The 25,723-nt window shown below is 68.7% G+C and carries 27 protein-coding genes; 8 read left to right on the plus strand and 19 right to left on the minus strand.

Features of this window, described 5'->3' with window-relative positions:
• Positions 1–15 precede the first annotated feature (15 nt).
• The 4 genes from CEX88_RS01485 to CEX88_RS01500 all read right to left on the minus strand — a co-directional run bounded on the left by CEX88_RS01485 (position 16) and on the right by CEX88_RS01500 (position 5,298).
• Positions 16–1,356 carry a M16 family metallopeptidase gene (locus CEX88_RS01485; protein WP_066841542.1) on the minus strand — a complete coding sequence of 447 codons (1,341 nt, stop codon included), beginning with the start codon at positions 1,354–1,356 and terminating at the stop codon, positions 16–18.
• Positions 1,334–3,592: a polyribonucleotide nucleotidyltransferase gene (locus tag CEX88_RS01490; protein ID WP_066841487.1), complete on the minus strand. Its 2,259-nt coding sequence runs from the start codon at positions 3,590–3,592 to the stop codon at positions 1,334–1,336. The genes CEX88_RS01485 and CEX88_RS01490 overlap by 23 nt, the downstream gene beginning before the upstream one ends.
• Before the next feature lie 311 nt (positions 3,593–3,903).
• Positions 3,904–4,173, minus strand: coding sequence for a 30S ribosomal protein S15 (rpsO, locus tag CEX88_RS01495; RefSeq protein ID WP_064394493.1), 270 nt, complete (start codon positions 4,171–4,173; stop codon positions 3,904–3,906).
• Positions 4,174–4,323: 150 nt separating this feature from the next.
• Positions 4,324–5,298 (minus strand): bifunctional riboflavin kinase/FAD synthetase, encoded by a 975-nt coding sequence (locus CEX88_RS01500; protein ID WP_094292134.1) that lies wholly within the window; start codon positions 5,296–5,298, stop codon positions 4,324–4,326.
• 83 nt (positions 5,299–5,381) lie between these two features.
• On the opposite strand from CEX88_RS01500, the gene mntR reads away from it, so the two are divergent.
• Positions 5,382–6,077, plus strand: a complete 696-nt coding sequence (gene mntR / locus CEX88_RS01505) for a manganese-binding transcriptional regulator MntR (protein WP_064394496.1) — start codon at positions 5,382–5,384, stop codon at positions 6,075–6,077.
• A gap of 153 nt (positions 6,078–6,230) precedes the next feature.
• Here mntR and CEX88_RS01510 read toward each other — a convergent pair whose 3' ends face one another.
• The 4 genes from CEX88_RS01510 to CEX88_RS01525 are packed head-to-tail and all read right to left on the minus strand — an operon-like array spanning position 6,231 to position 9,210.
• A complete protein-coding gene (locus CEX88_RS01510; protein WP_094292135.1) occupies positions 6,231–6,647 on the minus strand; it encodes a DUF6632 domain-containing protein in 417 nt (138 codons plus the stop codon).
• A 51-nt stretch (positions 6,648–6,698) separates the two neighbouring features.
• Positions 6,699–7,580 carry a tRNA pseudouridine(55) synthase TruB gene (truB, locus tag CEX88_RS01515; protein ID WP_094292136.1) on the minus strand — a complete coding sequence of 294 codons (882 nt, stop codon included), beginning with the start codon at positions 7,578–7,580 and terminating at the stop codon, positions 6,699–6,701.
• Positions 7,577–8,257: a 4'-phosphopantetheinyl transferase PptT gene (pptT, locus tag CEX88_RS01520; protein ID WP_094292137.1), complete on the minus strand. Its 681-nt coding sequence runs from the start codon at positions 8,255–8,257 to the stop codon at positions 7,577–7,579. The genes truB and pptT overlap by 4 nt, the downstream gene beginning before the upstream one ends.
• The gene (locus CEX88_RS01525; protein WP_064394502.1) at positions 8,254–9,210 is read right to left on the minus strand and encodes a metallophosphoesterase family protein; all 957 of its coding nucleotides are present in this window, start codon (positions 9,208–9,210) and stop codon (positions 8,254–8,256) included. Before CEX88_RS01525 ends, pptT begins: the two co-directional genes overlap by 4 nt.
• Before the next feature lie 132 nt (positions 9,211–9,342).
• Between CEX88_RS01525 and CEX88_RS01530 the strand changes: the two genes are divergently transcribed.
• A complete protein-coding gene (locus CEX88_RS01530) occupies positions 9,343–9,912 on the plus strand; it encodes a DUF3558 domain-containing protein (protein WP_066841493.1) in 570 nt (189 codons plus the stop codon).
• A gap of 22 nt (positions 9,913–9,934) precedes the next feature.
• On the opposite strand, the gene CEX88_RS01535 is transcribed toward CEX88_RS01530, so the two are convergent.
• The gene (locus CEX88_RS01535; protein WP_094292138.1) at positions 9,935–11,005 is read right to left on the minus strand and encodes a hypothetical protein; all 1,071 of its coding nucleotides are present in this window, start codon (positions 11,003–11,005) and stop codon (positions 9,935–9,937) included.
• Positions 11,002–12,156, minus strand: coding sequence for a sulfotransferase family protein (locus CEX88_RS01540; protein WP_094292139.1), 1,155 nt, complete (start codon positions 12,154–12,156; stop codon positions 11,002–11,004). Before CEX88_RS01540 ends, CEX88_RS01535 begins: the two co-directional genes overlap by 4 nt.
• A 43-nt stretch (positions 12,157–12,199) precedes the next feature.
• Between CEX88_RS01540 and CEX88_RS01545 the strand changes: the two genes are divergently transcribed.
• Positions 12,200–12,808: a TetR/AcrR family transcriptional regulator gene (locus CEX88_RS01545; protein WP_066841496.1), complete on the plus strand. Its 609-nt coding sequence runs from the start codon at positions 12,200–12,202 to the stop codon at positions 12,806–12,808.
• A 9-nt stretch (positions 12,809–12,817) separates the two neighbouring features.
• A complete protein-coding gene (locus CEX88_RS01550) occupies positions 12,818–14,488 on the plus strand; it encodes a CocE/NonD family hydrolase (RefSeq protein WP_094292140.1) in 1,671 nt (556 codons plus the stop codon).
• Between the two features lie 9 nt (positions 14,489–14,497).
• Here CEX88_RS01550 and CEX88_RS01555 read toward each other — a convergent pair whose 3' ends face one another.
• Positions 14,498–15,058, minus strand: coding sequence for a DUF1802 family protein (locus CEX88_RS01555; RefSeq protein ID WP_066841498.1), 561 nt, complete (start codon positions 15,056–15,058; stop codon positions 14,498–14,500).
• A 4-nt stretch (positions 15,059–15,062) separates the two neighbouring features.
• Positions 15,063–15,344 carry a DUF2277 domain-containing protein gene (locus tag CEX88_RS01560; protein ID WP_094292141.1) on the minus strand — a complete coding sequence of 94 codons (282 nt, stop codon included), beginning with the start codon at positions 15,342–15,344 and terminating at the stop codon, positions 15,063–15,065.
• Positions 15,345–15,366: 22 nt separating this feature from the next.
• Between CEX88_RS01560 and CEX88_RS01565 the strand changes: the two genes are divergently transcribed.
• Together CEX88_RS01565 and CEX88_RS01570 are read left to right on the plus strand one after the other, a co-directional pair.
• On the plus strand, positions 15,367–16,122 hold the full coding sequence (locus CEX88_RS01565) for an enoyl-CoA hydratase (protein WP_094292142.1): 756 nt from the start codon (positions 15,367–15,369) through the stop codon (positions 16,120–16,122).
• Positions 16,123–16,278: 156 nt separating this feature from the next.
• Positions 16,279–16,845 (plus strand): class I SAM-dependent methyltransferase, encoded by a 567-nt coding sequence (locus tag CEX88_RS01570; protein ID WP_094292143.1) that lies wholly within the window; start codon positions 16,279–16,281, stop codon positions 16,843–16,845.
• Positions 16,846–16,935: 90 nt separating this feature from the next.
• On the opposite strand, the gene CEX88_RS01575 is transcribed toward CEX88_RS01570, so the two are convergent.
• The 7 genes from CEX88_RS01575 to rimP form a co-directional block, all read right to left on the minus strand.
• On the minus strand, positions 16,936–18,264 hold the full coding sequence (locus CEX88_RS01575) for an MATE family efflux transporter (protein WP_094292290.1): 1,329 nt from the start codon (positions 18,262–18,264) through the stop codon (positions 16,936–16,938).
• Between the two features lie 7 nt (positions 18,265–18,271).
• The gene (locus CEX88_RS01580) at positions 18,272–19,270 is read right to left on the minus strand and encodes a DHH family phosphoesterase (protein ID WP_066841503.1); all 999 of its coding nucleotides are present in this window, start codon (positions 19,268–19,270) and stop codon (positions 18,272–18,274) included.
• Positions 19,245–19,748, minus strand: coding sequence for a 30S ribosome-binding factor RbfA (gene rbfA / locus CEX88_RS01585; protein ID WP_064349765.1), 504 nt, complete (start codon positions 19,746–19,748; stop codon positions 19,245–19,247). Before rbfA ends, CEX88_RS01580 begins: the two co-directional genes overlap by 26 nt.
• Entirely contained in the window at positions 19,749–22,457 is a 2,709-nt protein-coding gene (gene infB / locus CEX88_RS01590; RefSeq protein WP_094292144.1) for a translation initiation factor IF-2, read from the minus strand. It abuts the gene before it with no gap.
• 78 nt (positions 22,458–22,535) lie between these two features.
• Positions 22,536–23,096, minus strand: a complete 561-nt coding sequence (locus tag CEX88_RS01595; RefSeq protein WP_369829757.1) for a YlxR family protein — start codon at positions 23,094–23,096, stop codon at positions 22,536–22,538.
• Positions 23,006–24,049, minus strand: a complete 1,044-nt coding sequence (gene nusA, locus CEX88_RS01600; protein WP_066841506.1) for a transcription termination factor NusA — start codon at positions 24,047–24,049, stop codon at positions 23,006–23,008. The genes CEX88_RS01595 and nusA overlap by 91 nt, the downstream gene beginning before the upstream one ends.
• Complete coding sequence (gene rimP, locus CEX88_RS01605; protein WP_094292145.1) at positions 24,046–24,585, minus strand: ribosome maturation factor RimP; 540 nt, start codon at positions 24,583–24,585, stop codon at positions 24,046–24,048. The genes nusA and rimP overlap by 4 nt, the downstream gene beginning before the upstream one ends.
• 135 nt (positions 24,586–24,720) lie before the next feature.
• Between rimP and CEX88_RS01610 the strand changes: the two genes are divergently transcribed.
• Positions 24,721–25,230, plus strand: a complete 510-nt coding sequence (locus tag CEX88_RS01610) for a hypothetical protein (RefSeq protein ID WP_064417147.1) — start codon at positions 24,721–24,723, stop codon at positions 25,228–25,230.
• On the plus strand, positions 25,227–25,694 hold the full coding sequence (locus CEX88_RS01615) for a ferritin-like domain-containing protein (RefSeq protein WP_094292146.1): 468 nt from the start codon (positions 25,227–25,229) through the stop codon (positions 25,692–25,694). Before CEX88_RS01610 ends, CEX88_RS01615 begins: the two co-directional genes overlap by 4 nt.
• Positions 25,695–25,723: the final 29 nt, after the last annotated feature.

The following is a 25,723-nucleotide window of genomic DNA, read 5'->3' on the forward strand; positions in this document are numbered from 1 at the left end:
CCCCAGCGTAGGTGATCAGCCGGCGATGGCCCGAAGCGGCTGAGGCAGTGACCGTTTCGATTGAAGCGGACCCAACACAGCGCCGCCGTAGGGACGCCGCAGAAGCCGGCGCGCGACGGCGTTGACCTCGTCGAGCGTGACCGCGTCGATCTTCGCCAACGTCTCGTCGATGGTGCGGTGCTCACCGAAATGCAGTTCGCTGCGGCCGATGCGGTTCATTCGCGATCCCGAATCCTCCAGGCCGAGCACCAGTCCGCCGCGCAGGGAACCCTTCGCGATCCGGCACTCGTCTTCGGTGATCCCGTCGCTTGCGACGGCCTCGAGCACATCGGTGGTCACGCGGGCAACCTCGTCGAAGCGGTCCGGCAGGCAACCCGCGTACACCGACAGCGCGCCGCTGTCGGAAAAGGTGTCGATCGTCGAGTACACCGAGTACGCCAACCCACGAGCCTCCCGAATCTCCTGGAACAGCCGCGAACTCAGGCCCCCGCCGAGCGCGGTGTTCAGCACCGACAGCGCCCAGCGGTGCTCCCAGTGCCGTCCCGGTGTGCGCACACCCAGCGAAAGGTGCGTCTGTTCGGAGTCCCGGTTGACCAGTTCCAGGCTCGGGCGTCCACCCACCCGGCCGGCACCTTTGCGGGGCGGCACCGGTGTGCGGCCACGCATCAGACGCGCGCCGAAGTACTCGCGCGCCAGCGACACCACGTCGTCGTGATCGACGTTGCCCGCCACCGCGAGCACCATCCGCTCGGGGGTGTAGCGGCGGACGTGGAAGGAGTGCAGTTGGGCGCGGGTCATCGAGGAGATCGAGTCCACGCTGCCGATCACCGGGCGTCCAACCGGATGCGAGCCGAACATCGCGGCGAGGAACTCGTCGCCGAGGGTGTCCTCGGGATCGTCGTCGCGCATCGCGATCTCCTCGAGCACCACGTCGCGTTCGACCTCGACGTCCTCGGCCGCGCACTGTCCGCGCAAGACGACGTCGGCGACGAGGTCGACGGCCAACTCCAGATCGGAGTCGAGCACGTGCGCGTAGTAGCAGGTGTGCTCGCGGGCGGTGAAGGCGTTGAGCTCGCCGCCGACCGCGTCGACGGCCTGCGCGATGCTCACCGCCGACCGGGTCGGCGTCGACTTGAACAGCAAGTGCTCGAGGAAGTGCGCCGCACCCGCGACACTCGGGCCCTCGTCGCGCGAACCGACGTTGACCCATAGCCCGACCGACGCCGAATGCACCGACGGGAGGTACTCGGTGACCACACGCAGGCCACCGGGTAACACCGTGCGACGCACTGCCTCCGCTGATCTGTCGCCACGTTCGGTGTGGCGCAACGCCCTAACTGCTGGCCGCTGCGGCATCTGCCGGCGCGGCGTCGGAATTGGACGCGGCTCCATCTTCCTGTTCGTCGACGAGGATCAGCGAGATCTTCCCGCGGTTGTCGATGTCGGCGATCTCCACACGCAGCTTGTCGCCGACCTTGACGACGTCCTCGACCTTGGCGATGCGTTTGCCACGTCCCAGCTTCGAGATGTGGACAAGCCCGTCGCGACCCGGAAGCAGCGACACGAAGGCGCCGAAATCCGTTGTCTTGACGACGGTTCCGAGGAACCGCTCGCCGACCTTGGGCAGCTGCGGATTGGCGATCGCGTTGATCTTGTCGATCGCCGCCTGCGCCGACGGTCCGTCGGTCGCGCCGACGAACACCGTGCCGTCGTCCTCGATGGAGATCGACGCGCCGGTCTCCTCGGTGATCTGGTTGATGATCTTGCCTTTGGGCCCGATCACCTCGCCGATCTTGTCGACGGGCACCTTGATGGTGGTGATCCGCGGGGCGTACGGGCTCATCTCGTCGGGCCCGTCGATGGCCTCGGCCATCACCTCGAGGATCGTCAGCCGGGCGTCCTTGGCCTGCGACAGCGCGCCGGCGAGCACCTGCGACGGAATGCCGTCGAGCTTGGTGTCCAACTGCAGCGCGGTGACGAACTCCTTGGTGCCCGCGACCTTGAAGTCCATGTCGCCGAACGCATCCTCGGCACCGAGGATGTCGGTGAGCGCGACGAACCGGCGCTCAGTCTTGCCATCAACCTCGATGTCGTCGGACACCAGGCCCATCGCGATGCCCGCGACCGGAGCCTTGAGCGGCACACCGGCGTTGAGCAGCGCGAGCGTCGATGCGCACACCGAGCCCATCGACGTCGAACCGTTGGAGCTCAACGCCTCCGACACCTGGCGGATCGCGTACGGGAACTCCTCGACGCTGGGCAGCACCGGCATCAGCGCCCGCTCCGCCAGCGCACCGTGGCCGATCTCGCGGCGCTTCGGCGAACCGACACGGCCGGTCTCACCGGTCGAGTAGGGCGGGAAGTTGTAGTGATGCATGTAGCGCTTGGAGGTTTCGGGCCCCAGCGAGTCGATCTGCTGGGCCAGCTTCATCATGTCGAGTGTGGTGACGCCCAGAATCTGGGTCTCGCCACGCTCGAACAGCGCGCTGCCGTGCGCCCGCGGGACGACGGCGACCTCGGCACTCAGCGCGCGAATGTCGGTGATACCGCGGCCGTCGATGCGGAAGTGATCGGTCAGGATGCGTTGGCGCACAAGCTTTTTAGTCAGCGAGCGGAACGCGGCGCCGACCTCCTTCTCGCGGCCCGCGTACTGCTCGGCCAGCCGCTCGAGCACCTCGGCCTTGATCTCGTCGGTGCGGTCGTTGCGCTCGGCCTTACCGGCGATGGTCAGCGCCTCCGACAATGCGTCGGTGGCCACCGAGGCGACGGCGTAGTAGACGTCTTCGCCGTACTCCGGGAACACCGGGTAGTCGGCGGTCGGCTTGGCGGCGCGCTCGGCCAACTCCTGCTGCGCTGCGCACAGGCTCGCGATGAACGGTTTGGCGGCCTCCAGGCCCTCGGCTACGACGCTCTCGGTGGGCGCCTGCGCACCGCCGGCGATCAACTCGACGACGTTGTCGGTGGCCTCGGCCTCGACCATCATGATCGCCACGTCGCCGCCCTCGATGGCACGACCGGCGACGACCATGTCGAACACCGCCCGCTCGAGCTGCTCGACGGTCGGGAAGGCGACCCAGGTCCCGTCGATCAGCGCGACACGCACGCCGCCGACCGGCCCGGAGAACGGCAGGCCCGCGATCTGCGTGGACGCCGACGCGGCGTTGATCGCGACCACGTCGTACAGATCCTTGGGATCCAGGCTCATGACGGTGACCACGACCTGGATCTCGTTGCGCAGGCCGGCCACGAACGTCGGCCGCAGCGGGCGGTCGATCAGCCGGCAGGTCAGGATCGCGTCGGTCGACGGGCGGCCCTCGCGGCGGAAGAACGAACCGGGGATGCGACCCGCGGCATACATGCGCTCTTCGACGTCGATGGTCAACGGGAAGAAGTCGAAATGGTCTTTAGGGGTCTTGCTGGCCGATGTCGCCGAGAGCAACATCGTCTCGTCGTCGAGGTAGGCGACGACGGCGCCGGCGGCCTGCTGGGCCAGCCGGCCGGTCTCGAAACGGATGGTGCGGGTGCCGAAGCTCCCGTTGTCGATCACGGCGGTCGCTTCGTACACGCCGTCTTCAATTTCAACTACAGACATAGGTGTCCGTATGGCCTCTCTGGTTCAGTGTCTCCACTGTTTAGCTGTTTTCGCGTCGTCACAGCGCTTGAACCACCGGCCTCGATGCGGCTACGGCCATCGATCGAAGCTGCCGGCAGTTCTTCCGGCAGCCACTACCGAAGACCGCGCGATCGAGCAGGTCCTGGTTATGACACGCGGGAACGGTGCTCGCGGAGCTGCGAAAACCGCACCCAGGTCGTTCGCGCCTCAATGGCAGTCGAACGAGGCCATCGTACTCTGCGAGGAGTACCCGGCCGAATCCCGTCGCGCGTTCGCGCGCCGGTACGAGGTCAGCGACGCAGGCCGAGTCGTTCGATCAGCGTGCGGTACCGCTGGACGTCGACCTGGGCCACGTACTTGAGCAGCCGGCGCCTGCGGCCGACGAGCAGCAGCAGACCACGCCGAGAGTGGTGATCGTGCTTGTGCACCTTCAGGTGCTCGGTGAGGTCGATGATCCGCTTGGTCAGCAGGGCGACCTGCGCCTCCGGCGAGCCGGTATCGGTGTCATGCAGGCCGTAGTCGCTCAGGATCGACTTTTTCTCTTCGGCGGTAAGCGCCACGAAACAACTCCATCTTTTTCAGTCCGCGGGAAGGGGAGGGGTGGGCCCCGGGAAGGCGCGGCCGCCGCGAACTGCAGCGCACGCCCGGTCGGCAGGCAGTCTAGCAGCGGCCGAGGTGAGCGGCGAAATCGCAGCTCAACGGTGCCGGTGTCACCGAGCCAGGACTGTGCGGGCGTGTTCGGTGTCGCGGCCCATCTGCTCCACCAGGTCGTCGACGTTGACGAACTTCTCCTGGCCGCGCAACCGGGCCACGAAATCGACGGCGACGTGCTGACCGTACAGGTCGGCGGTGGTGTCGAGCACGAATGCCTCGACGGTGCGGGTGCGTCCGGAGAACGTCGGATTGGTCCCCACCGAGACCGCGGCCTGGTACCGCTCGCCGGGGATGACGCTGCCCGCGACCGGACCGTGGCCCAGCACGGTGAACCACGCCGCGTAGACGCCGTCGGCGGGAATCGCCGAGTACATGGGCGGCGCCACGTTGGCGGTCGGAAAGCCCAGCACCTTGCCCCGTCCGTCGCCGCGCACCACGACCCCCTCGACGCGGTGCGGGCGCCCCAACGCCTCGGCCGCGGCGACGACGTCGCCCGCGTCGACGCAGGACCGGATGTAAGTCGAGGAGAACGTGACGGCCCGGTCGGTGTCGGCCACTTCGGAGACCAGGGTCATGCTCTCCACGGCGAAGCCGAACCGCTCGCCGGCCTGGCGCAGCAACTCGACGTTGCCCGCCGCCTTCTTGCCGAACGTGAAGTTCTCCCCCACAACGACCTCGACCACGTGCAGGTGTTCGACCAGGAGTTCGTGGATGTAGCGCTCCGGGGTCAGCTTCATGAAGTCGGCGGTGAACGGCATTACCAGGAAGACGTCGACGCCGAGTTCCTCGACCAGTTCGGCGCGCCGGGTCAGCGTGGTCAGCTGGGCGGGATGGCTGCCCGGGAAGACAACCTCCATCGGGTGCGGGTCGAAGGTCATCAGCACCGTGGGCACGCCGCGGGACCGGCCGGCCTTGACCGCGTGGTTGATCAGCTCCTGGTGTCCGCGATGCACACCGTCGAAAACCCCGATGGTGACCACGCATCGGCCCCAGTCCGTCGGGATCTCGTCTTGTCCCCGCCAGCGCTGCACGAGGGCAAGCCTACGGCGCGACAGGGGTCCTCCGCGTCGCCGGATCCCCCAGATGAGGTGAGTATTGCCTAAACTTTGTCATTGTGAATCCTGCCGGCGATGCGCGTGACCTGACGACGGTTGCCCAGGACTACCTGAAAGTCATCTGGACCGTTCAGGAGTGGTCGCAGGAGAAGGTGAGCACCAAGTTGCTGGCCGAGCGTCTCGGCGTGTCGGCCAGCACCGCCTCGGAGTCGATCCGCAAGCTCGCCGACCAGGGCCTGGTCGACCACGAGAAGTACGGCGCGGTGACGCTGACCGAGGCCGGCCGGGCCGCCGCCCTGGCGATGGTGCGCAGGCACCGGCTGATGGAGACGTTCCTCGTGCGCGAGCTGGGCTACAGCTGGGACGAGGTGCACGACGAAGCCGAGGTCCTCGAGCACGCGGTGTCGGACCGGATGCTCGACCGGATCGACGCCAAGCTCGGGCATCCGACGCGCGATCCACACGGCGATCCGATTCCGGCCGCCGACGGACGCGTGCCCGCCCCGGACGCGCGCCAGTTGTCGGCCTGCAACGACGGCGACCGCGGCACGATAGCGCGCATCTCGGACGCCGATCCTGAGATGCTGCGGTACTTCGACAGTGTCGGCATCAGCCTGGACTCGCGCCTTCGTGTGGTGGCCCGGCGCGACTTCGCCGGCATGATCTCGGTGGCCATCGAGTCGACAGACGGCGACGACACCACCGTCGAGCTGGGAAGCCCTGCCGCAGAAGCGATCTGGGTGGTCGCGAGCTAGCGCGATGGTGGCTGTGGCGGGCTGCCGACCACTGCGACGAGTGCCCGCCTATCAGCGAATTTTTCGCTGCAAGGCGGGCGCCTTCCCGAATGGTCGGCGGCGATAACCGGCCGCCGGATTTTCGCCATGGCTCCACATCCGCGGGGTGTCCCCTCAGCTTCGTTCGACGGCGGCCGGTTGTTCCTCGGACATCGTGAGGCCGGAAGCCCGCACGAGCACCGCCAACACGATCGCGACCAACAGCAGTGCGGGCACATCGCCCACCAGATGCCCGGTCTGGTGCTCACCGCGCACCGACTGCACCGCCATGATGACGGCGTGCACGACGCTGGACCACACCGTGAACCAGATCAGGCTCAGATGAGCGCGCGGATTACGCGCCGCCCACACCAGAAAGACCCCGAGGGTCGCATACAGCCCGACGATCATCATGAAGTAGTCGGAGTGATGCGGCGGTCCCGGATGCCACGCCCAACCTGACGGCCACACCGCGGCAAGCGGATACAGGCAGAGGGAAACCACGCCGAACACGCCCAATGCGACCTGAAGAGCTTTGTACGGAGACGCCATTTTCGGCTCCCATCTCTAGGACGGCGTCAGTATGCGCCCGGATGCGCCGGCCTACAAGGTCGCCGGACGCAGCACGACGACCGACTTCGTGCGTTCCGACCGGTCTTCCAGCAGCGCGATGACCTGACCGTCCTGAGCCGTCGCGGCGTAAATCCCGTCGATGCCCGCCGGTTCGAGCGGTCGGCCGTGCCGCACGTCCTCGGCCTCGTCTGAGGTCAGTTCCCGCCGCGGGAAGGCCAAAAGACATGCGGTGTCGAGGCTGTACGACAGTCGTGGGGTTTCGGCGAGCTCGTCGAGCGCGCGCGCCTCACTCAACCCGAAACCGCCGACTCTGGTGCGACGCAACGCGGTGAGATGCCCACCGACTCCCAGCGCGGCGCCGACGTCGCGGGCCAGTGCACGAATGTAGGTGCCGCTGGAGCACTCCACCTCGACGTCGACGTCGACGACGCCGGGTTCGCGGCGGACGTCTAGCACCGTGAACCGCTCGATACACACCCGGCGGGGTGCCAACTCGACGGCCTGCCCTTCGCGCGCGAGTTTGTAGGCGCGCTGTCCGCCGACTTTGATCGCGCTCACCGCCGACGGGACCTGGTCGATCTCGCCGCGAAGGTCCGCGACCGCGCGCTCGATGCACTCGTCGGTAACGACGTCGGCCGAAACCTGCTGCAGCACCTCGCCTTCGGCGTCGTCGGTCGAGGTGGTTTGCCCGAGCCGGATGGTCGCGGAGTACGCCTTGTCCGTCGCCGTCAGCAGTCCAAGTATCTTGGTGGCGCGCTCGATCCCGACGACGAGAACGCCGGTGGCCATCGGGTCAAGGGTCCCGGCGTGGCCGACCTTGCGGGTGCCGAAGAAGCGACGGCAGCGGCCGACGACGTCATGGCTCGTCATGCCCACGGGTTTGTCGACGATGACCAGACCCGCCTGTGTCATAGCACGATCGCGGTCAGCGCCAGACCGTCGCGGACCGACCACCGACCGGCCAGGGATTCCAGCGGGGTTCCGTGCATCGCCGCCGGGTCGATCAGGATTCGCGAGACGAAACTGCCGGAGGTGCCGCTGTCGTCGACGTCGAAGACAATGTGCGCGTCCTCGAAACCCAGCCACCGGCGGGTCACCGGGAACCACGCCTTATAGGTCGCCTCTTTGGCGCAGAACAGGATTCGGTCCCAGTGCAGTTCGCCCGGCAGCTGTTTCAGTTCGATTCGCTCGGCGGGCAGGCTGATCGCGTCGAGCACACCGTCGGGCAGCACACCGTGCGGTTCTGCGTCGATGCCCACCGACCGCACCTCGGCCTGCCGGCCGACCACAGCCCCGCGATAGCCCTCACAGTGCGTCAGCGAGCCGACGATGCCGTCGGGCCACCGGGGTTCACCCTTCTCCCCCTTCAGAATCGGCACCGGTCCGACACCGATCTCGGAGAGTGCCTGTCGCGCGCAGTACCGCACCGTGACGAACTCGTTGCGCCGCTTGGCGACCGACCGCGCGACCAGAGGCTCCTCCTCGGGCAGCGGCGCCAGGCCCGGCGGGTCGCGGTAGACCTCGGCGGCTGCCAGGCCCGGCGTCGTCGCCGGCAGCACACCGGACAGCAGCGACGCGGCGACCGTCATCGCGAAACCTGCCTGTCGCGGATCCGCTGCTGCACCTTCTGCGCGTTCTCCCGCATCTCCTGGGTGATCTGGAAGTGGCCGCCGAACTCGTTGAGGTACCCGGGCGGATACTGCGGGTCGGGCAGGATCTGGCGCATCCAGCGATATGGCTTGCGGCGGCGCCACTCTCGCGGATATCCGACAGACACCTCCTCGAACCGCACACCGTCGTACCACGTCGTGCGCGGAATGTGCAGGTGTCCGTAGACGGAGCACACCGCGTTGTAGCGGGTGTGCCAGTCGGCGGTGGCGGTGGTGCCGCACCACAGCGAGAACTCGGGGTAGAACATCGCGTCGCAGGGTTCGCGAACCATTGGGAAGTGGTTGACGAGCACCGTCGGCGTCATCCAGTCGAGGTCCTCGAGTCGCTTGCGGGTGTAGGACACCCGGTCGCGGCACCACGCGTCGCGGGTGGCGTAGGGCTCGGCGGACAGCAGGAACTCGTCGGTGCCGACGACGTTGCGCTCGCGCGCAATGGCCAGTCCCTCGGCCTTGGTAGCGGCGCCTTCGGGCAGGAAGGTGTAGTCGTACAGCAGGAACATCGGCACGATCGTGGCCGGACCGCCCTCCTCGGTCCACACCGGGAACGGGTGCTCGGGGGTGATGATGCCCATCTCGTCGCACATGTTGACCAGGTAGTCGTAGCGGGCCTTGCCGAAGATCTGCATCGGGTCGCGGTTGGTAGTCCACAGCTCGTGGTTGCCCGGTATCCAGATCACCTTGGCGAACCGTTTGCGCAACAGGTCCAGGGCCCAGCGGATCTCGTCGGTGCGTTCGGCGACGTCGCCGGCGACGATGAGCCAGTCGTCGGGCGAGGCCGGATGCAGCGACTCGGTCACGGGTTTGTTGCCTGTGTGACCCGTGTGGAGGTCGCTGATCGCCCAGAGCGTGGGTCGTCGGCCGTCGCGTGTCACAACTGACCAGGGTACTTAACCGGATGCGCGCGGCTCGTCCGGCAACTAGAACAGGTTCTTGTTTCCTCTTCGGGTGCTGGCAGCGGCCCGCTACACTCCCCGCAGGGTCGGACCGACGAACAAAGGGGTGACATGCTCGCCAAGCTGCGCTTGGTCTCGGCACTGTGCGCACTGATCGCTGCGGTGATGGTGGTGTGGCAGGCCAACCCGGCCGGCGCCCCGCGGGTGGACGCCGTCGACATTCCGATGACGAATGTCACGACGTCGATCAAGTGGCCCGTCATCGAGACCACCGACCCGTCGCCGTTCAACCCGTGCAAGCAGATTCCGCTCGAGGCGGTGCAGGCGATCGGTCTGACGTTCACCCCGCCGACACCGGAGGATCAGCTGCGGTGCAGGTACGACGCGGGCAACTATCAAATGGCCGTGGAGGCCATCGTCTGGCGCACCTACGAGCAGACGCTGCCCGCCGATGCAGTCCAACTCGACATCGACGGACACCGCGCGGCGCAGTACTGGGTCATGAAGCCGACGGACTGGAACAACCGCTGGTGGATCACCTGCATGATCGCCTTCGACACCAGCTACGGCGTGCTGCAGCAGTCGCTGTTCTACTCGCCGATCTACTCCGAGCCCGACCCCGACTGCATGCAGACCAACCTGCAGCGCGCGCACGAGCTGATTCCGCACTACGTGTTCTGAGTCTTCTGATCGGCCCGCGCGTTCAGCTGTCGTGTTCGATGCGGTCCATCGGGCTGGACCGCTCTAGCATCCCGATCGTCTCCTCGCCGTCCCAGCGGTAGCGCACACCGGCCTGCTGCAGGGCCGGGAACGTCCAATTAGCCATCTTCTCCAGTTGTTCGGCGGGAAGCTCAGCGGGATCGGTGATGTCGTGGGTGGACAGCACCGTCTCCCCCTCGATGTGCACGGTTCCGCGGGCCGTTTCGAGCACCAGTGACACATCCTCGCCGCGCGGCCGCAACCGGCGCAGCCACGGGGCCTCGACGACGCGGGCGGGGATCAGGCCGGCCGGGTCTCCGAGGTACAGGTAACCCTCGTTGTAGTTCGGCTGGCCGTCGGGCCGCGGCGGGTAGGCGATGTAGCCGAACGCTCGTCCGCTTCCGAACAGCGCGGACTGCCAGCAGTGCCCCCAGAACCCCTCCAGTCGGCGCACGCCTTGGCGACGGATGCGCAGCCCGCTTCCCGACAACGGGTGCCGACGTCCGGCCACCTCCACGATCCCGTCGGCGCGGAACAACTGTTCGTAACGGGCGCCGCCCATCAACTCCCCGACCACCGTCGTCTTCAGTTGGTCGGCGGCATCATCGCGCATCGCCCCCTGAATCCACGGTGGCACCGCCATTCTCGCCTCGACCTCGAATCGCACGTCGACAAGCGGGCCGCTCTTGTCGCCGGTGGTGAGCGCCTCCGAGGACGTCTGGACGGCCTGACCGTCGAACGTCACCGTCCACGTGTCGAACGGCGCCACGCACTCGAACGTCAGCGGCCCCGCGCCGAGCACTGTCGGCTCGCCGTTGCGGCCCTCGACCGGCGCGCTCTGCCCGTCGGCGCGCAAGCGGTAAACGCGTCCGTCGGCGAACGCCAGGTTGACCTGCAGTCCGTGAGCGTCCCAGTTGGACGCGACCGCCTCGATGCCGATCCTGGGCAGGCCGACCTCGCCGCGGTCGTCGAACACCCAGAAGCTCACCGAATCCCGCATCTCGGGGTCGTGCGGTCGCTCGACGAACATGTGCTCGCGGGCCGGGTCGATGCCGCCCGTTACGTCGACGGTCATGCGGTGCTTTCCTCCTGCTGGCCGTAACGCCCAGAGCCGCCGGCGTAGGCGTCCACGTAGGCCGCGAACAACGGCCGAATTACGCTGTCGTCCAATCCGAATGCCACCGGGTCGGCCTTGGGGTGCGGCTCGCGCTTCTCGGCGTTCTCGGTCCACCACGCCCGCATACCGGCCTCGAACCGTTCGGTCACCGTCTCGCCGAGCCAGCTGTACAACCGCTTGACTTCGCCGATCGGATCGTTCTGCATGACCCGAAAGTCGATGTCGTAGAACCGCTCTGCAGCCTTATTGCGGAACGCCATCGCCCGCGTGATCCCCGTCGACCACTGGGTGACGTTCAGTTCACCGAGATAGCGCCGGTCGAGGTGATCGGTGAAGCCGCCGACGATGTCGGCGTAGACGTCGACGACCGACAGCAGCACGTCGGTCGGATCGCGGTGCGTCATGACGAAGCGGGCATCGGGGAACACGCGGTCGAGGTAGTCCAGCGAAAGCACATGTGCCGGCGACTTGAGCCGCCATGGGCGCGTCGGTTCCCCCCACTGCAGCAATCTGAGGACCCGTCGTTCATAGCGGTACGTCGACGTGAAATCGGCTCGGTCGCAGAGCCATTGCGAGTAGGTCGGAATCTGTGCGTAGGCCTGGAAGATCTGGGACTTGAAGTCGAGCGCCATCAGGTCCAGGCATTCCATCGGTCCGCGGATGTCGGTGGGCACGTGGTGGCGGGTGCCCACGAGGACGGGCCGCTGATCCGGCGGGATGCGCGGGTCGTCGCCGCGCACGGTCGACGGTGGCGGGCACGGCTGAGCGGACTCCCAGCTGCGCACGTAACGGACGTCGGGATCCTGCGCGAGCAGGAACGACAGCGCGGTCGATCCCGTCCGCGGCAGGCCCAACCCGAACAGCGGCGCGGCGATCTGCTCGTCGTCGATGTCGGGGTGGCGGCGGTACCAATCCTCTACCTGGAGCCGCTGCGACAGGTGCAGCCCGATGCGGTTGTAGACGAAGTCCTCGCCGCGCGCGTTGAGCCGGGCTTCTTCGCTCAGCGCACGGACGAGGATCTCGAGGCCCTCGCGGAACGAGTCCTCGCCGAAGTCCTCGAGTCCGGTGCGCTCGACGGCCGCGGCCATCAGATCCTCGACGGATGCCACACTGCACCTCCCACCGAATTGGTGACAGTACACTGCCACTACTATGGCCGGCTCGTCAACGCGCTCGTACGACAACAGCGTCCGCAGGCGCAAGGCAGCACACACCCGCGAGCGCATCGTCGCCGCGGGCAGTGCGCTGGTGCATGAGTTCGAGACGTGGGACTGGCGCGAGCTGACGTTCAAGGCCGTCGCCGCGCGGGCCGGGGTCGGCGAGCGGACGGTGTACCGGTATTTCCCGACCGAACGCCATCTGCACGACGCGGTGATGCAACGGCTCGAGACCGAAGCCGGGGTGTCCTATGAGGACGTCACGCTGGCGAACCTGAGTGAGGTGACAGGGCGGGTTTTCGCGTCGCTGCAACGCTTCTCGGTCAAGCACAGCACACCGTCGCCGGTCGATCCCGCGTTCGTCAGCTCCGACGTCCGCCGCCGCGATGCGCTGTTGCGAGCGGTGACCGAGGCCTCACCGCAGCTCCCCGACGAACAGCGGCGCGCGATCGCAGGCCTGCTCGACGTGCTGTGGAGCCCGCCCACCTACGAGCGCCTGGTCGCGGTGTGGGGCCTGGACGGCGACGCGGCCACCGGTGCGATCGACTGGTTGATGGCCCAGGTGACACAGGCGATCGAACGCGGCGGCATCGAGTCTGCGTAGCCTCGTGACGTGACCGCATCCTCCGTCGCCGCACCGCCGGCATCCCGTTCGAAGGTCAAGCAGCTCACCGGACGCACCGTGTCACGCCTGCTGCGGCTGCCGCCGCACACCACCGACTTCACCGTCCACAAGGTCCGTGTACCGATGCGCGACGATGTCGAGCTGCGCGCCGACCACTATGCGCCCAGCACACCGGACCCCGCCGGCACGCTGCTGGTCCGCTGCCCCTATGGCCGCGACTTCCCCTTCGCCGCCATCTACGGACGCGTCTACGCCGCACGCGGCTATCACGTCGTCCTGCAGAGCGTGCGCGGAACCTACGGCTCCGGCGGCGACTTCGACCCGATGGTCAACGAGATCGCCGACGGCGCCGACACCGTCGAGTGGCTGCGCAACCAGGAGTGGTTCACCGGCTCGTTCGCCACGATCGGGCTGTCGTATCTCGGTTTCACCCAGTGGGCGCTGCTCACCGACCCGCCACCGGAGATGAGGGCCGCGGTGATCACCGTCGGTCCGCACGACGTCAGCGGGCCGCGGTGGGGTCCCGGTTCGTTCGCGCTGAGCGACTTCCTCGGCTGGAGCCACCTGGTGGCCCATCAGGAGGATCCGAACCGGGCGCGGGCGCTGGTGCGACAGCTGCGGTCGCGGCGCCGGCTGGCCCGTGCGATGAGCAGGCTGCCCGCCGGCGAGGCGGGCCGCGCGCTGCTGGGCGAGGGTGCGCCGTGGTGGGAGTCCTGGCTCGATCATCCCGATGCCGACGATCCCTTCTGGACCGCGCTGAACCTGCGTCGGGCCTTGGACACCGCCGACGTGCCGGTGCTGCTGATCAGCGGCTGGCAGGACCTGTTCCTGGAGCAGACGATGGCCCAGTATCGGCGGCTGCGTGCGCGCGGAGTCGAGGTCGGACTGACCGTCGGCCCGTGGATCCACACCCAGCTGATGACCAAGGCCGCGCCGACCGCCATCCGCGAGACGCTCGACTGGTTGGGCGCCCACCTCACCGGCGCGGACAGCAAGCGGCGCCAGCCTGTGCGGATCTTCGTCAACGGCAGCGGCTGGATCGACCTGCCCGAGTGGCCGCCGGCCATGCCCGAAGTGGTGCGCTACCTGCAGCCGGGCGGTCGCCTCGGCGATGCCGTCCCGCCGGAGACCGCGGCCCCGTCGACGTTCACATACAACCCGGCGAATCCGACGCCGACGGTGGGCGGCCGGCTGCTGTCGCCGGAAGGCGGATATCGCAAGGACACCCGCCTGGCGCAGCGTGCCGACGTGTTGAGCTTCACCGGCGACCGCCTGCCCGCCGACAAGTATGTGGTGGGGGTGCCGGTCGTGGAGCTCTCGCATTCGTGCGACAACCCGTACAACGATGTGTTCGTGCGCCTGAGCGAGGTCGACGCCAAGGGACGCTCACACAACGTGAGCGACGGCTACGTCAGCGCCGCACCGGATTCCGGACCGGTACGCATCGAACTCGACCCGATCGCGCACCGCTTCCGTGCGGGTTCACGGATCCGGGTGCTCGTGGCGGGCGGGTCACACCCCCGGTTCGCCCGCAACCTCGGTACCGGCGAACCGCTCGGGACGGGTAAGAGCCTCGCGCCGGCCACCCACACCGTGCATCTCGGCGACGGCGCGTCGCGGCTGGTGCTGCCCGCCGCGCCGCAGCCGCCCGCCGGCTGAGGCGCGGGGTCAGCCCACCGAACGGCGCACCCGCTCGGCGATCTCGTGCAGCGCGGCGTCGTCGTGCACCGGGGCCGCCCACTCGGGGTCGATCGGCAGCTGCACCCAGCTGGTGCAGCCGGCATACTCGGGTGTGCGTTCGAGTCGCAGCGGGGCTAAGAGCGGGCAGGCCTGGACGACGAGCGCGGTGAGCCGATGCTTGGGCCGAAAATCGAGCCGGTCGGCGCGCACCGATGCGTCGGTCCAAATATGCAGGGGCGCGATCTCTTCGAGGGCTTCGGGGCGGTTCACCTCCACTGCGGCGACGATGCGGGCGCCGGCGCGGACGACCACCGCGTCCTCTGTGCTGTCGGCGGTCGCTACATCGAGCAGATCGCGGTGCTCGGGGCGCACCCGCTCGGCGTGGCTGTGCGCGACCGTCGGAAACAGCAGAAAGCGCGACGCGGCGACCGCGAACCGCTTCTCGTGAATACCGCCCTTGCGCAGCAGAACGGTCTGCCTGCCGTCCAGCAGCGCGTGGATGGCAGCACTCCACTCCTTGAGCGCGGGCTGCGTCAGCGTCGTCGTCATCGTGCTACGTCGCGGCCGCAGCTTTGCTGTTCATGCGGGCCCGCACCTCGGGCCGGCGCAACGGCGGCACCGTCTTCGGCGGCTGGCGCCGGGCCGGCAGAGACTCCAGCAGCCGGTGGGTGGTGGCGGTGACCTCCGCGATGGCGGCCTCGAAGGCGTCGGCGTTGGCCGCGGTCGGCCGGGTGATTCCGCTGATCTTGCGAATGTACTGACGCGCGGCGGCCTCGATCTCCTCGTCGGTCGCCGCCGGTTCGAGTCCGCGTAGCTCGGTGATGTTTCGGCACATGGCTCCACGATAGGTTCGTCGGGTGACTGACGACATCCTGCTCATCAACACCCGCGATCGGGTGCGCACCCTGACCCTCAACCGGCCGCAGGCGCGCAACGCGCTGTCGTCCGAGCTGCGCAGGCGGTTCTACCGGGCCCTCGGTGAGGCTCAGGCCGATGACGACGTCGACGTCGTGATCGTCACCGGCGCCGATCCGGTGTTCTGCGCGGGTCTGGACCTTAAGGAGCTGGGCGACACCACCGAGCTGCCCGACATCTCGCCGAAGTGGCCGCCGATGACCAAGCCGGTGATCGGCGCGATCAACGGCGCGGCCGTCACCGGTGGCCTCGAGATCGCCCTGTACTGCGATGTGCTGATCGCCTCCGAACAGGCGCGCTTCGCCGATACGCACGCCCGGGTGGGGCTGTTGCCGACGTGGGGGCTGTCGGTGCGGTTGCCGCAAAAGGTCGGCGTCGGGATGGCCCGCCGGATGAGCCTGACCGGCGACTACCTGTCGGCCGAGGAGGCCCTGCGGACCGGGTTGGTCACTCAGGTGGTGCCGCACGCCGAGCTCATGTCGACCGCCCGGCAGGTCGCGGCGTCGATCGTCGGCAACAACCAGCAGGCCGTACGCGCGTTGCTGGCGTCGTATCACCGCATCGACGAGGCGCAGACCAACGAGGGGTTGTGGATCGAGGCGGCGTCGGCGCGCGAGTGGATGCGCACGACCAGCGGTGACGACATCGCCGCCAACCGCGACGCCGTGTTGCAGCGGGGCCGCGCCCAGGTCCGCTGACCGTTTCTGGCGCGAGCGCGCCACCTTGCGCGAGCGCGCCACCTTGCGCGAGCGCGCCACCTTGCGCGAACGCGCGCCCCCTTGCGCGAGCGACCGCGTCTGATCACGACACGCCGCGGATTTACAGCAGTTTGCGGTCGCTCGTACGCTGCGAGCGTGAACGAAGCGCATGAGTACTGCGGCAGCGAGGAATGGCGACAGCTGATCCGCGAGGTAATTCTTCCGTGGGCGTTGGGGGAGGTCGACCTCGGCGACGACGTGCTCGAGGTCGGCCCCGGCTACGGTGCCACCACCGACGTGCTGAGCGAGTCGGTGGGCCGGCTGACGTCAGTCGAGATCGACGACGAACTCGCGGCGATGTTGATAACGCGCTTCGCCGATGTGCCGACCGTCGAGATCGTGCGCGGCGACGCGACCGCGCTAACCTACGCCGACGACCGCTTCACCGGCGCGGCGTGTTTCACGATGCTGCATCACGTCCCCACCGCCGAACTTCAGGATCGGCTCTTCGCCGAGGTCGCCCGGGTGCTGCGACCCGGGGCCGCGCTGGTGGCCAGCGACAGCCTCGGCAGCGACGAGTTGGCCGTCGCGCACGAAGGCGACACCTACAACCCCGTCGACCCCGCGACACTGCCGGATCGGTTGGCGGCAGCGGGATTCGGCGATGTCCGGGTCAAGACGACGGAGTTCGGCTGGGCCGCAGTAGCCCGGACCCGCGCATAGCGCGGCCGCTGGCGGTCCGCGAGCGTCCACATTTGGTCTATTTTCAGTGGCGTGTCGTGCGCAAACGCGGTCCCTCGCGCCGATTACAGATCAACCCGTGCCCGGCACCAGCCAACGGCCAGAGAACGCGCGCCAGCCGACGAACACCAACCGCAGCACCATGAACGTCGACAACCCCGCCCAGATACCCAGCAGCCCCCAGCCGAACGCCAACGACAGCCAGATCAACGGCAGGAAGCCCACCAGCGCGCTGGCCAGCGTCGCATTGCGCATGAACTTCGCGTCACCGGCGCCCAACAGGACCCCGTCGAGCGCGAAAACGATTCCGGCGACCGGCAATTGGGCCACCATGAACCACCACGGCACCCCGATCGCGTCGAGCACCGAGCGGTCGTCGGTGAACACGCTGGGAAACACCGACGCACCGGCCGCGAATACCACGGCAAGCACCGCCGAGGCCAACGCCGAGAAGATCGTCACCCGCCACGCCACCGATTTGGCGTGCGTGAGCTGACCCGCGCCCAGGGCCGCACCGACCAGCGACTGCGCGGCGATCGCCAGCGAATCCAACACCAGCGCAAGGAAATTCCACAGCTGCAGCACGACCTGGTGCGCGGCGACGGCGGCCGCGCCGAACCGGGCCGCGACAGCTCCCGCCGACACGAAACACGCTTGGAACGCCAGCGTGCGCAACACCAGGTCACGGCCCATCACCACCTGCGCGCGCAACACCCCGGGGTGCAGCCGCAGCGGCACCCGTTCGATCAGCAGTGCACGACAGAACAACGCGGCGGCCACCCACTGCCCCACTGCGTTCGCGACGGCCGAGCCGGGTAACCCGAGCCGGGGCATACCGAGCAAGCCGTAGACCAGCAGCGGGCACAGCACCGCTGAGACCCCGAACCCGAACACCACGAACTTGAGCGGCCGCACGATGTCCTGCACCCCGCGCATCCACCCGTTGCCCGCCGCCGACACCAGGATCGCGGGTACGCCGATGATCGCGATGCGCACCCACGACAGCGCCTCGTCGGCGATCTCTCCCCCGTCGGACGACCCCGCCAGCGCCGACACCAGCGGGACCGCGAACACCTGCACCGCGGCGACGATGACCGCACCCAACCCCAACGCCAGCCAGGTGGCCTGCACGCCTTCCCCGACGGCGGCCGCCCGATTGCCTGCGCCGTAGAAGCGGGCCGACCGGGCGGTGGTCCCGTACGCCAGAAACGTCATCTGCGAGCTCAGCGTGGTCAGTATCAGCCCGCCGATCGCCAGACCCGCCAGTGCCAGTGCGCCCAACCGGCCCACGACCGCGAGGTCGAACAACAGGTAGATGGGTTCGGCCGCCAGCACTCCGAGTGCCGGAACTGCCAGCCCGGCGATCCGGCGGCCGGTCACCGGAGCGTTCGGCGGCTCCAGTTCGGGCTCAGCCAAGGGCCGCGTGCAACGCCTTCACCACGTCCTCGGCGGACCCGGTGGCCGAATATCCCGCGGCCAGGCGGTGACCGCCGCCGCCGAACCCGCTCGCGACCGGCGACAGGTCGTAGGACTTGGCCCGCATCGACACCGACCAGTGCCCCGGCTCGATCTCCTTGAACACCGCGGCCACCTCGGCCTCGTCGGTGGTCCGCACGATGTCGACGATGCTTTCGACTTCCTCAGGTCGGGCGTCGACCCACTCGTCGTGTGACACCACCGCGTACACCAGGCCCCGGCCACCGGCGGCATCTTTGAGCAGCTGTGCCGAGGACAGCACCCGAGACAGCATCGGCAGCCAGGCGTAGGGATGGGTGTCGAGCAGGGTCCGGCTGATGCCGGCGTTGTCGACGCCGAGATCGACGAGGCGCGCCGCCAGCCGGTGCGCGCGCGGGCTGGCCCACCGGAACGAACCGGTGTCGGTGGTCAGGCCCGCGTACAGGCAGTGTGCGACGCCGATGTCGATCGGCTTGTCCCACGCGTCGAGCAGGTCGGCCACCAGCATCGTGGTGGAGTCCGCCGAGGCGTCGACGTAGTTGGCGGTGCCGAACAGCTGGTTGGAGGCGTGGTGGTCGATGACCAGGACCTCGCGACCGTCGTCGACGACGCCGCGCAGCGCACCGAGGCGGTTGATGCTGGGGATGTCGACGGTGACGATCAGGTCGGGGTCGCGGCGCATCGCGTCGGGGCGGACGAGCAGATGCCCGCCGGGCAGCGACTGCAGCGATTCGGGCAGCTTCTCGGGCGCCGCGAAACTCACCTCGACGCTCTTGCCGACCTGGTCGAGCACCAGCGCCAGCGCCAGACCGGCGCCGATGGTGTCGGCGTCGGGATAGACGTGGCAGACCACTCCGACCGAGGCGGCCGCTGACAACAGTTCGGCTGCGCCGTGGGCGTCAACCCGATCGCCCACTTCCAGGGCGTCAGTCGTCTTGTCGATCGCGGTCACCGCTGTCCTCGGAGTCGTCGGGCCCCCCGGCTACTGCCTCGCCCTCCACCTCACTGACACGGTACGGGTCCGCATCGCCGGCGTGCTTGGCACCTTGCCGAACTCTCGCCAAATCCTCATCTGCGGCGCGAGCGCGGGCCAGCAGTTCCTCCATCTTGACCGCGGCGTCGGGAACGGTGTCGCGCTCGAACGCGAGCGTGGGCGTGAAACGCACACCCAGGCTCGCGCCCACCTTGGACCGCAGCACACCTTTGGCCTTCTCGAGCGCCGCCGCTGCCCCGCCGTAATCCGGCTCCTCGGACAGCGACGCGCCGAGCACCGTGTAGTACAGCGTCGCGTCGTGCAGATCGTTGGTGACCTTGGCGTCGGTGATCGTCACACCCGACAGCCGCGGATCCTTGATCTCGTACTCGATCGCCGAGGCGACGATGGTGGAAATACGTTTGGCCAGTCGCTTCGCCCGTGCGGGGTCAGCCATCTACACCCGTTCCTTCTCGACCAACTCGTAGGTCTCGATGACGTCGCCTTCCTTGATGTCGGAGTAGGTCAGCGTCAGACCGCATTCGTAACCCTCGCGGACCTCGGTGACGTCGTCCTTCTCGCGGCGCAGCGACGACACGGTGAGGTTCTCGGCCACCACGACGTTGTCGCGCAGTAGCCGGGCCTTGGCGTTGCGTCGCATGATCCCCGACTGCACGAGGCAGCCGGCGATGTTGCCGACCTTCGACGACCGGAAGATCGCGCGGATCTCGGCGCGGCCGAGTTCGCGCTCCTCGTAGATCGGCTTGAGCATGCCCTTGAGCGCCGCTTCGATCTCGTCGATCGCCTGGTAGATGATCGAGTAGTAGCGGATCTCGACACCCTCGCGGTTGGCCAGCTCGGTGGCCTTGCCCTCCGCGCGGACGTTGAAGCCGATGATGATCGCGTCCGAGGCCGACGCCAGGTTGACGTTGGTCTCGGTGACACCACCGACGCCGCGGTCGATGACGCGCAGTTCGACTTCGTCGTCGATCTGGATGCCCAGCAGGGCCTCCTCGAGCGCCTCGACCGTACCGGCGTTGTCGCCCTTGAGGATCAGGTTCAGCTGACTGGTTTCCTTCAGCGCCGAATCCAGGTCCTCGAGGCTGATCCGCTTGCGGCTGCGCGCGGCCAGGGCGTTGCGCTTGCGGGCGCTGCGCCGGTCGGCGATCTGACGCGCGATGCGGTCCTCGTCGACGACGAGCAGGTTGTCACCTGCACCCGGCACCGACGTGAAACCGATGACCTGCACGGGCCGCGACGGCAACGCCTCCTCGACATCCTCGCCGTGCTCGTCGACCATGCGGCGGACGCGACCGTAGGCGTCGCCCGACACGATGGAGTCGCCGACCCGCAGCGTGCCGCGCTGCACCAGCACCGTGGCCACCGGGCCGCGGCCGCGGTCCAGGTGCGCCTCGATCGCCACACCCTGGGCCTCCATGTCCGGGTTGGCCCGCAGGTCCAGGGCCGCATCGGCGGTCAGCACGACCGCTTCCAGCAGCGCGTCGATGTTGGTGCCCTGTTTGGCCGAGATGTCGACGAACATCGTGTCGCCGCCGTAGTCCTCGGGAATCAGCCCGTATTCGGTGAGCTGGCCGCGGATCTTGGCCGGATCGGCGCCTTCCTTGTCGATCTTGTTGACCGCCACCACAATCGGCACCTCGGCCGCCTGCGCGTGGTTGATGGCCTCGACCGTCTGCGGCATCACGCCGTCGTCGGCGGCGACCACCAGGATCGCGATGTCGGTGGCCTTCGCGCCGCGGGCACGCATGGCGGTGAACGCCTCGTGACCCGGGGTGTCGATGAACGTGATCGGGCGGACGTTGCCGTCGAGGTCGACCTCGACCTGGTAGGCGCCGATGTGCTGGGTGATGCCGCCGGCCTCGCCCTCGCGGACGTTGGCCTGACGGATGGTGTCCAGCAGTCGGGTCTTGCCGTGGTCGACGTGACCCATGACGGTGACGACCGGCGGACGCTGTTCGAGGTCCTCCTCGCCGCCTTCGTCCTCGCCATAGGTGAGGTCGAACGACTCGAGCAGTTCGCGGTCCTCGTCCTCCGGGGAGACGACCTGAACCTTGTAGTTCATCTCGCTGCCGAGCAGTTCGAGCGTGTCGTCGCCGACGGACTGCGTCGCGGTGACCATCTCGCCGAGGTTGAACAGTGCCTGCACCAGCGCGGCCGGGTTGGCGTCGATCTTCTCGGCGAAGTCGCTCAGCGAGGCGCCGCGGGCCAACCGGATCGTTTCACCGTTGCCGTGCGGCAGGCGGACGCCACCGACGACCGGCGCCTGCATGTTCTCGTATTCGGCGCGTTTCGCCCTCTTCGACTTCCGTCCGCGCTTGGGCGCGCCGCCGGGACGACCGAACGCACCGGCCGCACCGCCGCGCTGGCCGGGGCGGCCGCCACCACCGGGACGGCCCCGGAAACCTCCGCCGGCGGGTGCGCCGCCGCCACCGCCGCGGTAGTTACCGCCACCGCCACCACCGCCGGGACCACCGGGACGACCACCGCCGCCACCGGGTCCGCGGCCACCGGGGCCGGGACGCGGACCACCGGGGCGACCCATCGCGCCGGGCCGCGCGCCGGGCGGACGCGGCGGCATGTTGCCGGGCGTCGCACCGCCTGGGCGTGGGGCACCGGGACGCGGACCACCCGGTCCGGGCCGGGGCCCTTGGGGACGGGGCATCGGCCGGTCGACCGGCTGTTGAGAGGAGAACGGGTTGTTGCCGACGCGGGGAACGCGTGGCGCCGGCTTCGGCGCGCCCGGCGTGGGACCCGGCCGGGGGCCGGGTGTCGGCCCCGGGCGGGTGGGCGGCGCAGCCGGTGTGGCCGGCGGGGCGGCGGCCGCCGCGGGCGGCGCGGCGGACGGAGCCTCGGCGGCAGGTGCCGCAGGCTTGGGCGCGGGCGCCTTCGCGGGCTCCGCCGGAGCGGCGCTCTTGGCAGGCGCAGCGGTCGACGCGGCCGCCGAACCATTGCCCTCGGATTTGGCCTTCTCGGCGGCCTTCTTGCCGCCGCCGAAGGATTCGCGCAACCGGCGCGCGACCGGGGCCTCCACGGTGGAGGACGCGGATTTGACGAATTCGCCCTGTTCGCTCAGACGAGCGAGAACTTCCTTACTGGTGACACCGAGTTCCTTGGCCAACTCGTGTACACGGGCCTTACCTGCCACTACATCTCCATCTCTAGAGGCGTCAGCGGTGGTAGGCGCCGCGCCTCGGGTTAGCTATGACGCATGGTCATCGGGACTTCACGGTGTGCTCATGTTCTTCGCTACCTGTTCTGTTGCCGAGGGCTCGGGCGGGTCTGCACTGCTGCGAGTGCCGACATACTCGATCACCGCGGATAGGTCCGGTGAACCGGTGATGCGCAACGCTCGACCGAACGCTCGCCGCCGAATCGCTGCCTCGAGGCACTGTGGAGAGGGATGCAGCCACGCACCCCGCCCCGGCAACTTTCTCGCCGGGTCAACGGTGACGGTGCTGAGAGAATTCCCAGCCCCATCGACGTTGCCGACAGCGACCACCCGAAGCAGTTCGACGGCCAGCTCTCGTTTTCGGCAACCAACGCAGGTCCGCACCGGTCCGACAGGATCGTCGGGGCTGCGTCGTTGCGCCGAAGCCGAAGTCTCGCGCTGGATCACCGGTGAGTCTACCGTCACGTCCGCTGGTATTTGAAATGGCTGCGCTGCCCGGCGTGGACGCGTGCGCCGGCCGGCGCTTACCGGTCCCCCACGGCACCGCGTGCGGCGTCCTGGTCGGACTCGCCGGCGCCCGCAGGAGGCGCGTCGCTGCGGATGTCGATGCGCCACCCGGTGAGCCGGGCCGCCAGCCGGGCGTTCTGCCCCTCCTTGCCGATGGCCAGCGACAGCTGGAAGTCCGGTACGACGACGCGGGCCGCGCGGGCGGCCTCGTCGATGACCGTCACCGAGACGACCTTGGCCGGTGAGAGCGCGTTGGCGACGAACTTCGCCGGGTCGGGGTCGTAGTCGATGATGTCGATCTTCTCGCCCGACAGTTCGCTCATCACGTTGCGCACCCGCTGACCCATCGGCCCGATGCAGGCGCCTTTGGCGTTCAGTCCCGGCACCCGCGAGGCCACCGCGATCTTCGAGCGATGACCGGCCTCCCTGGCGACCGCCACGATCTCGACCGAGCCCTCGGCGATCTCGGGCACCTCCAGCGAGAACAGTTTGCGGACCAGGTTCGGGTGCGTGCGCGACAGTGTGATCAGCGGTTCCCGCGCGCCGCGGCTGACGCCCACGACGTAGCAGCGCAACCGGTCGCCGTGTTCGTAGCGCTCACCGGGCACCTGCTCGGCGGCGGGTATGACGCCTTCGGAACCCTTGGTCTCGCTGCCCATCCGGACGACGACGAGGCCGCGGGCGTTGGCCCGCGCATCGCGCTGGATCACCCCGCCGACGATGTCGCCCTCGCGGGCGGAGAATTCGCCGTACGTCTTCTCGTTCTCGGCGTCGCGGAACCGCTGCAGCATCACCTGGCGCGCCGTCGTCGCCGCGACGCGACCGAATCCCTCTGGGGTGTCTTCCCATTCGGTGATCGTGTTGCCGTCCTCGTCGACCTCGGACGCGATGACCTTGACCTCGCCGGTCTTGCGGTCGATCTCGATGCGCGCCTCGGCGGCATGGCCCTCGGTGTGTCGATAGGCGGTCAGCAGTGCGGATTTGATGGTTTCGACGAGCTCGCCCACCGGAATTCCGCGGTCGACCTCGATGGCGTGTAGCGCGGCCATGTCGATGTTCACGCCGACGCCTCCTTCCCAGATTGGCCGACCAGCTCCAGCTCTCGCGGATTGGGGGGCGAGAATTCAACTTGCACAACAGCTTTCGCGATACCGTCGAGCGGCAACTCGCGGACGGAGAAGGTGGCCTGCCGGCCGGTCCGCACGACCAAACGCACCACGCCGTCGCGGATTTCGCCGAGCCTGCCGGTGAGCTGCGAGCCGCCGGACAGCGTCAGCTCGACCTTGCGGCCGCGGGCCCGGCGGTAGTGCTTCTCGGCGGTCAGCGGCCGGTCCACACCCGGTGAGGTGACCTCGAGAACATAGGGGGCGGACCACGCGTCGACCTCGTCGAGCAGCGCAGAAGCAGTACGGGACAGTTGGGCGATCGAAGCGAGGTCGAGGCCGTCGTCCCCGTCGGCCACCACCGTGATGCGCGGCGGACGCGCGGCCGGGTCGACGATCACGTCCTCGATTTCGTAACCCGCACGCGCGAACTCGCCGTCGAGTAGCTCGATCACCTCGTTCTGCGACGGCAACCCCGCAGAATGCTCCGTCACGGCGAGCTCCTCGTCTTGAGTTGTCCGGACTCGGATCCTTCGGCGACACACCTTGGAACCGACACTCCACGATACGCCAGCGTCGCCGCGGTAAACGCCAAACGAACACCGATGCGAACGAAGCGCAATGGCAAGATGTTGTCCGTGCCGAGCCCCCCGCCGACCGTCAGCAGGAGACGCGTGTTGGCCTCGGCGGCGGCATTGGCGCTGCTGGGGGCGACCGCGGCGGCCTGCGGCACACCGCCGCCGCCGCCCGAGGTCGATGAACTCGCTGCTCAACTCGACCGGGCCCGCGCCGACAGTCAGCTGGCCACCGATGCGGCGGCCAATGAGCGCGGACCCGTCGTGGAGGCGTTGACGGCGGTGGCCGCCGAACGCGCCGCCCATGCCCAGGCGCTGTCCGACGAGTTGGTCCGGCTGCGCGGCGAGCAGGCACCCACGTCCACTCCGACCAGCACGACCGCAGAGCCGGCCAAGCCGCGCACCGCCAAGGACGCCGCCAACGCGTTGCGGGTCTCGGCGTCGAGCGCGGCCGAACTCGCGGCCAAGCTCTCCGGCTACCGCGCCGGACTGCTCGCATCGATCGCCGCGGCGTGCACGGCCGCGTACACGGTCGCCCTCGCCGAACCGGAGAAGCCGCGATGACATCGGCGGAGCCCACCCCGACGCGGCCGTCGGAGCCCGCGGACGGCGCGCTCTACGACGCGATCGCCACCGAACACGCGACCATCTACGGATACGGCATCGTGTCTGCGCGCTCGGCGCCCGGTGACAACTGGCTGGTGTCGAAGGCCATGGGCGAGCACCGCGAACGCCGCGAGGCCGGGCTGCAGATGCTGGAGGATCGGTCGGTCGCCGGCCCGCTGCCCGCCGCGGGTTACCAGCTGCCGATGGAGGTCAAGACGCCCGCCGACGCCGCCAAACTCGCGGTGCGGATGGAAGAGGACGCGGCCGTCGCGTGGCGCGCGGTCGTCGAGCAGGCCGGCACCGAACAGGAGCGCGCCTTCGGCGTCAAGGCGCTGACGCAGTGCGCGGTGATGGCGGCGCGATGGAGTCAACTGCTCGGCACGACGCCGGTCACGGTCGCCTTCCCCGGCGGAAACGAGTAAACGCCGCAGCGCCGAGTGTGGGCTCGCGT

The organism is Mycobacterium neumannii (assembly GCF_002245615.1).
Lineage (GTDB): Bacteria > Actinomycetota > Actinomycetes > Mycobacteriales > Mycobacteriaceae > Mycobacterium > Mycobacterium neumannii_A.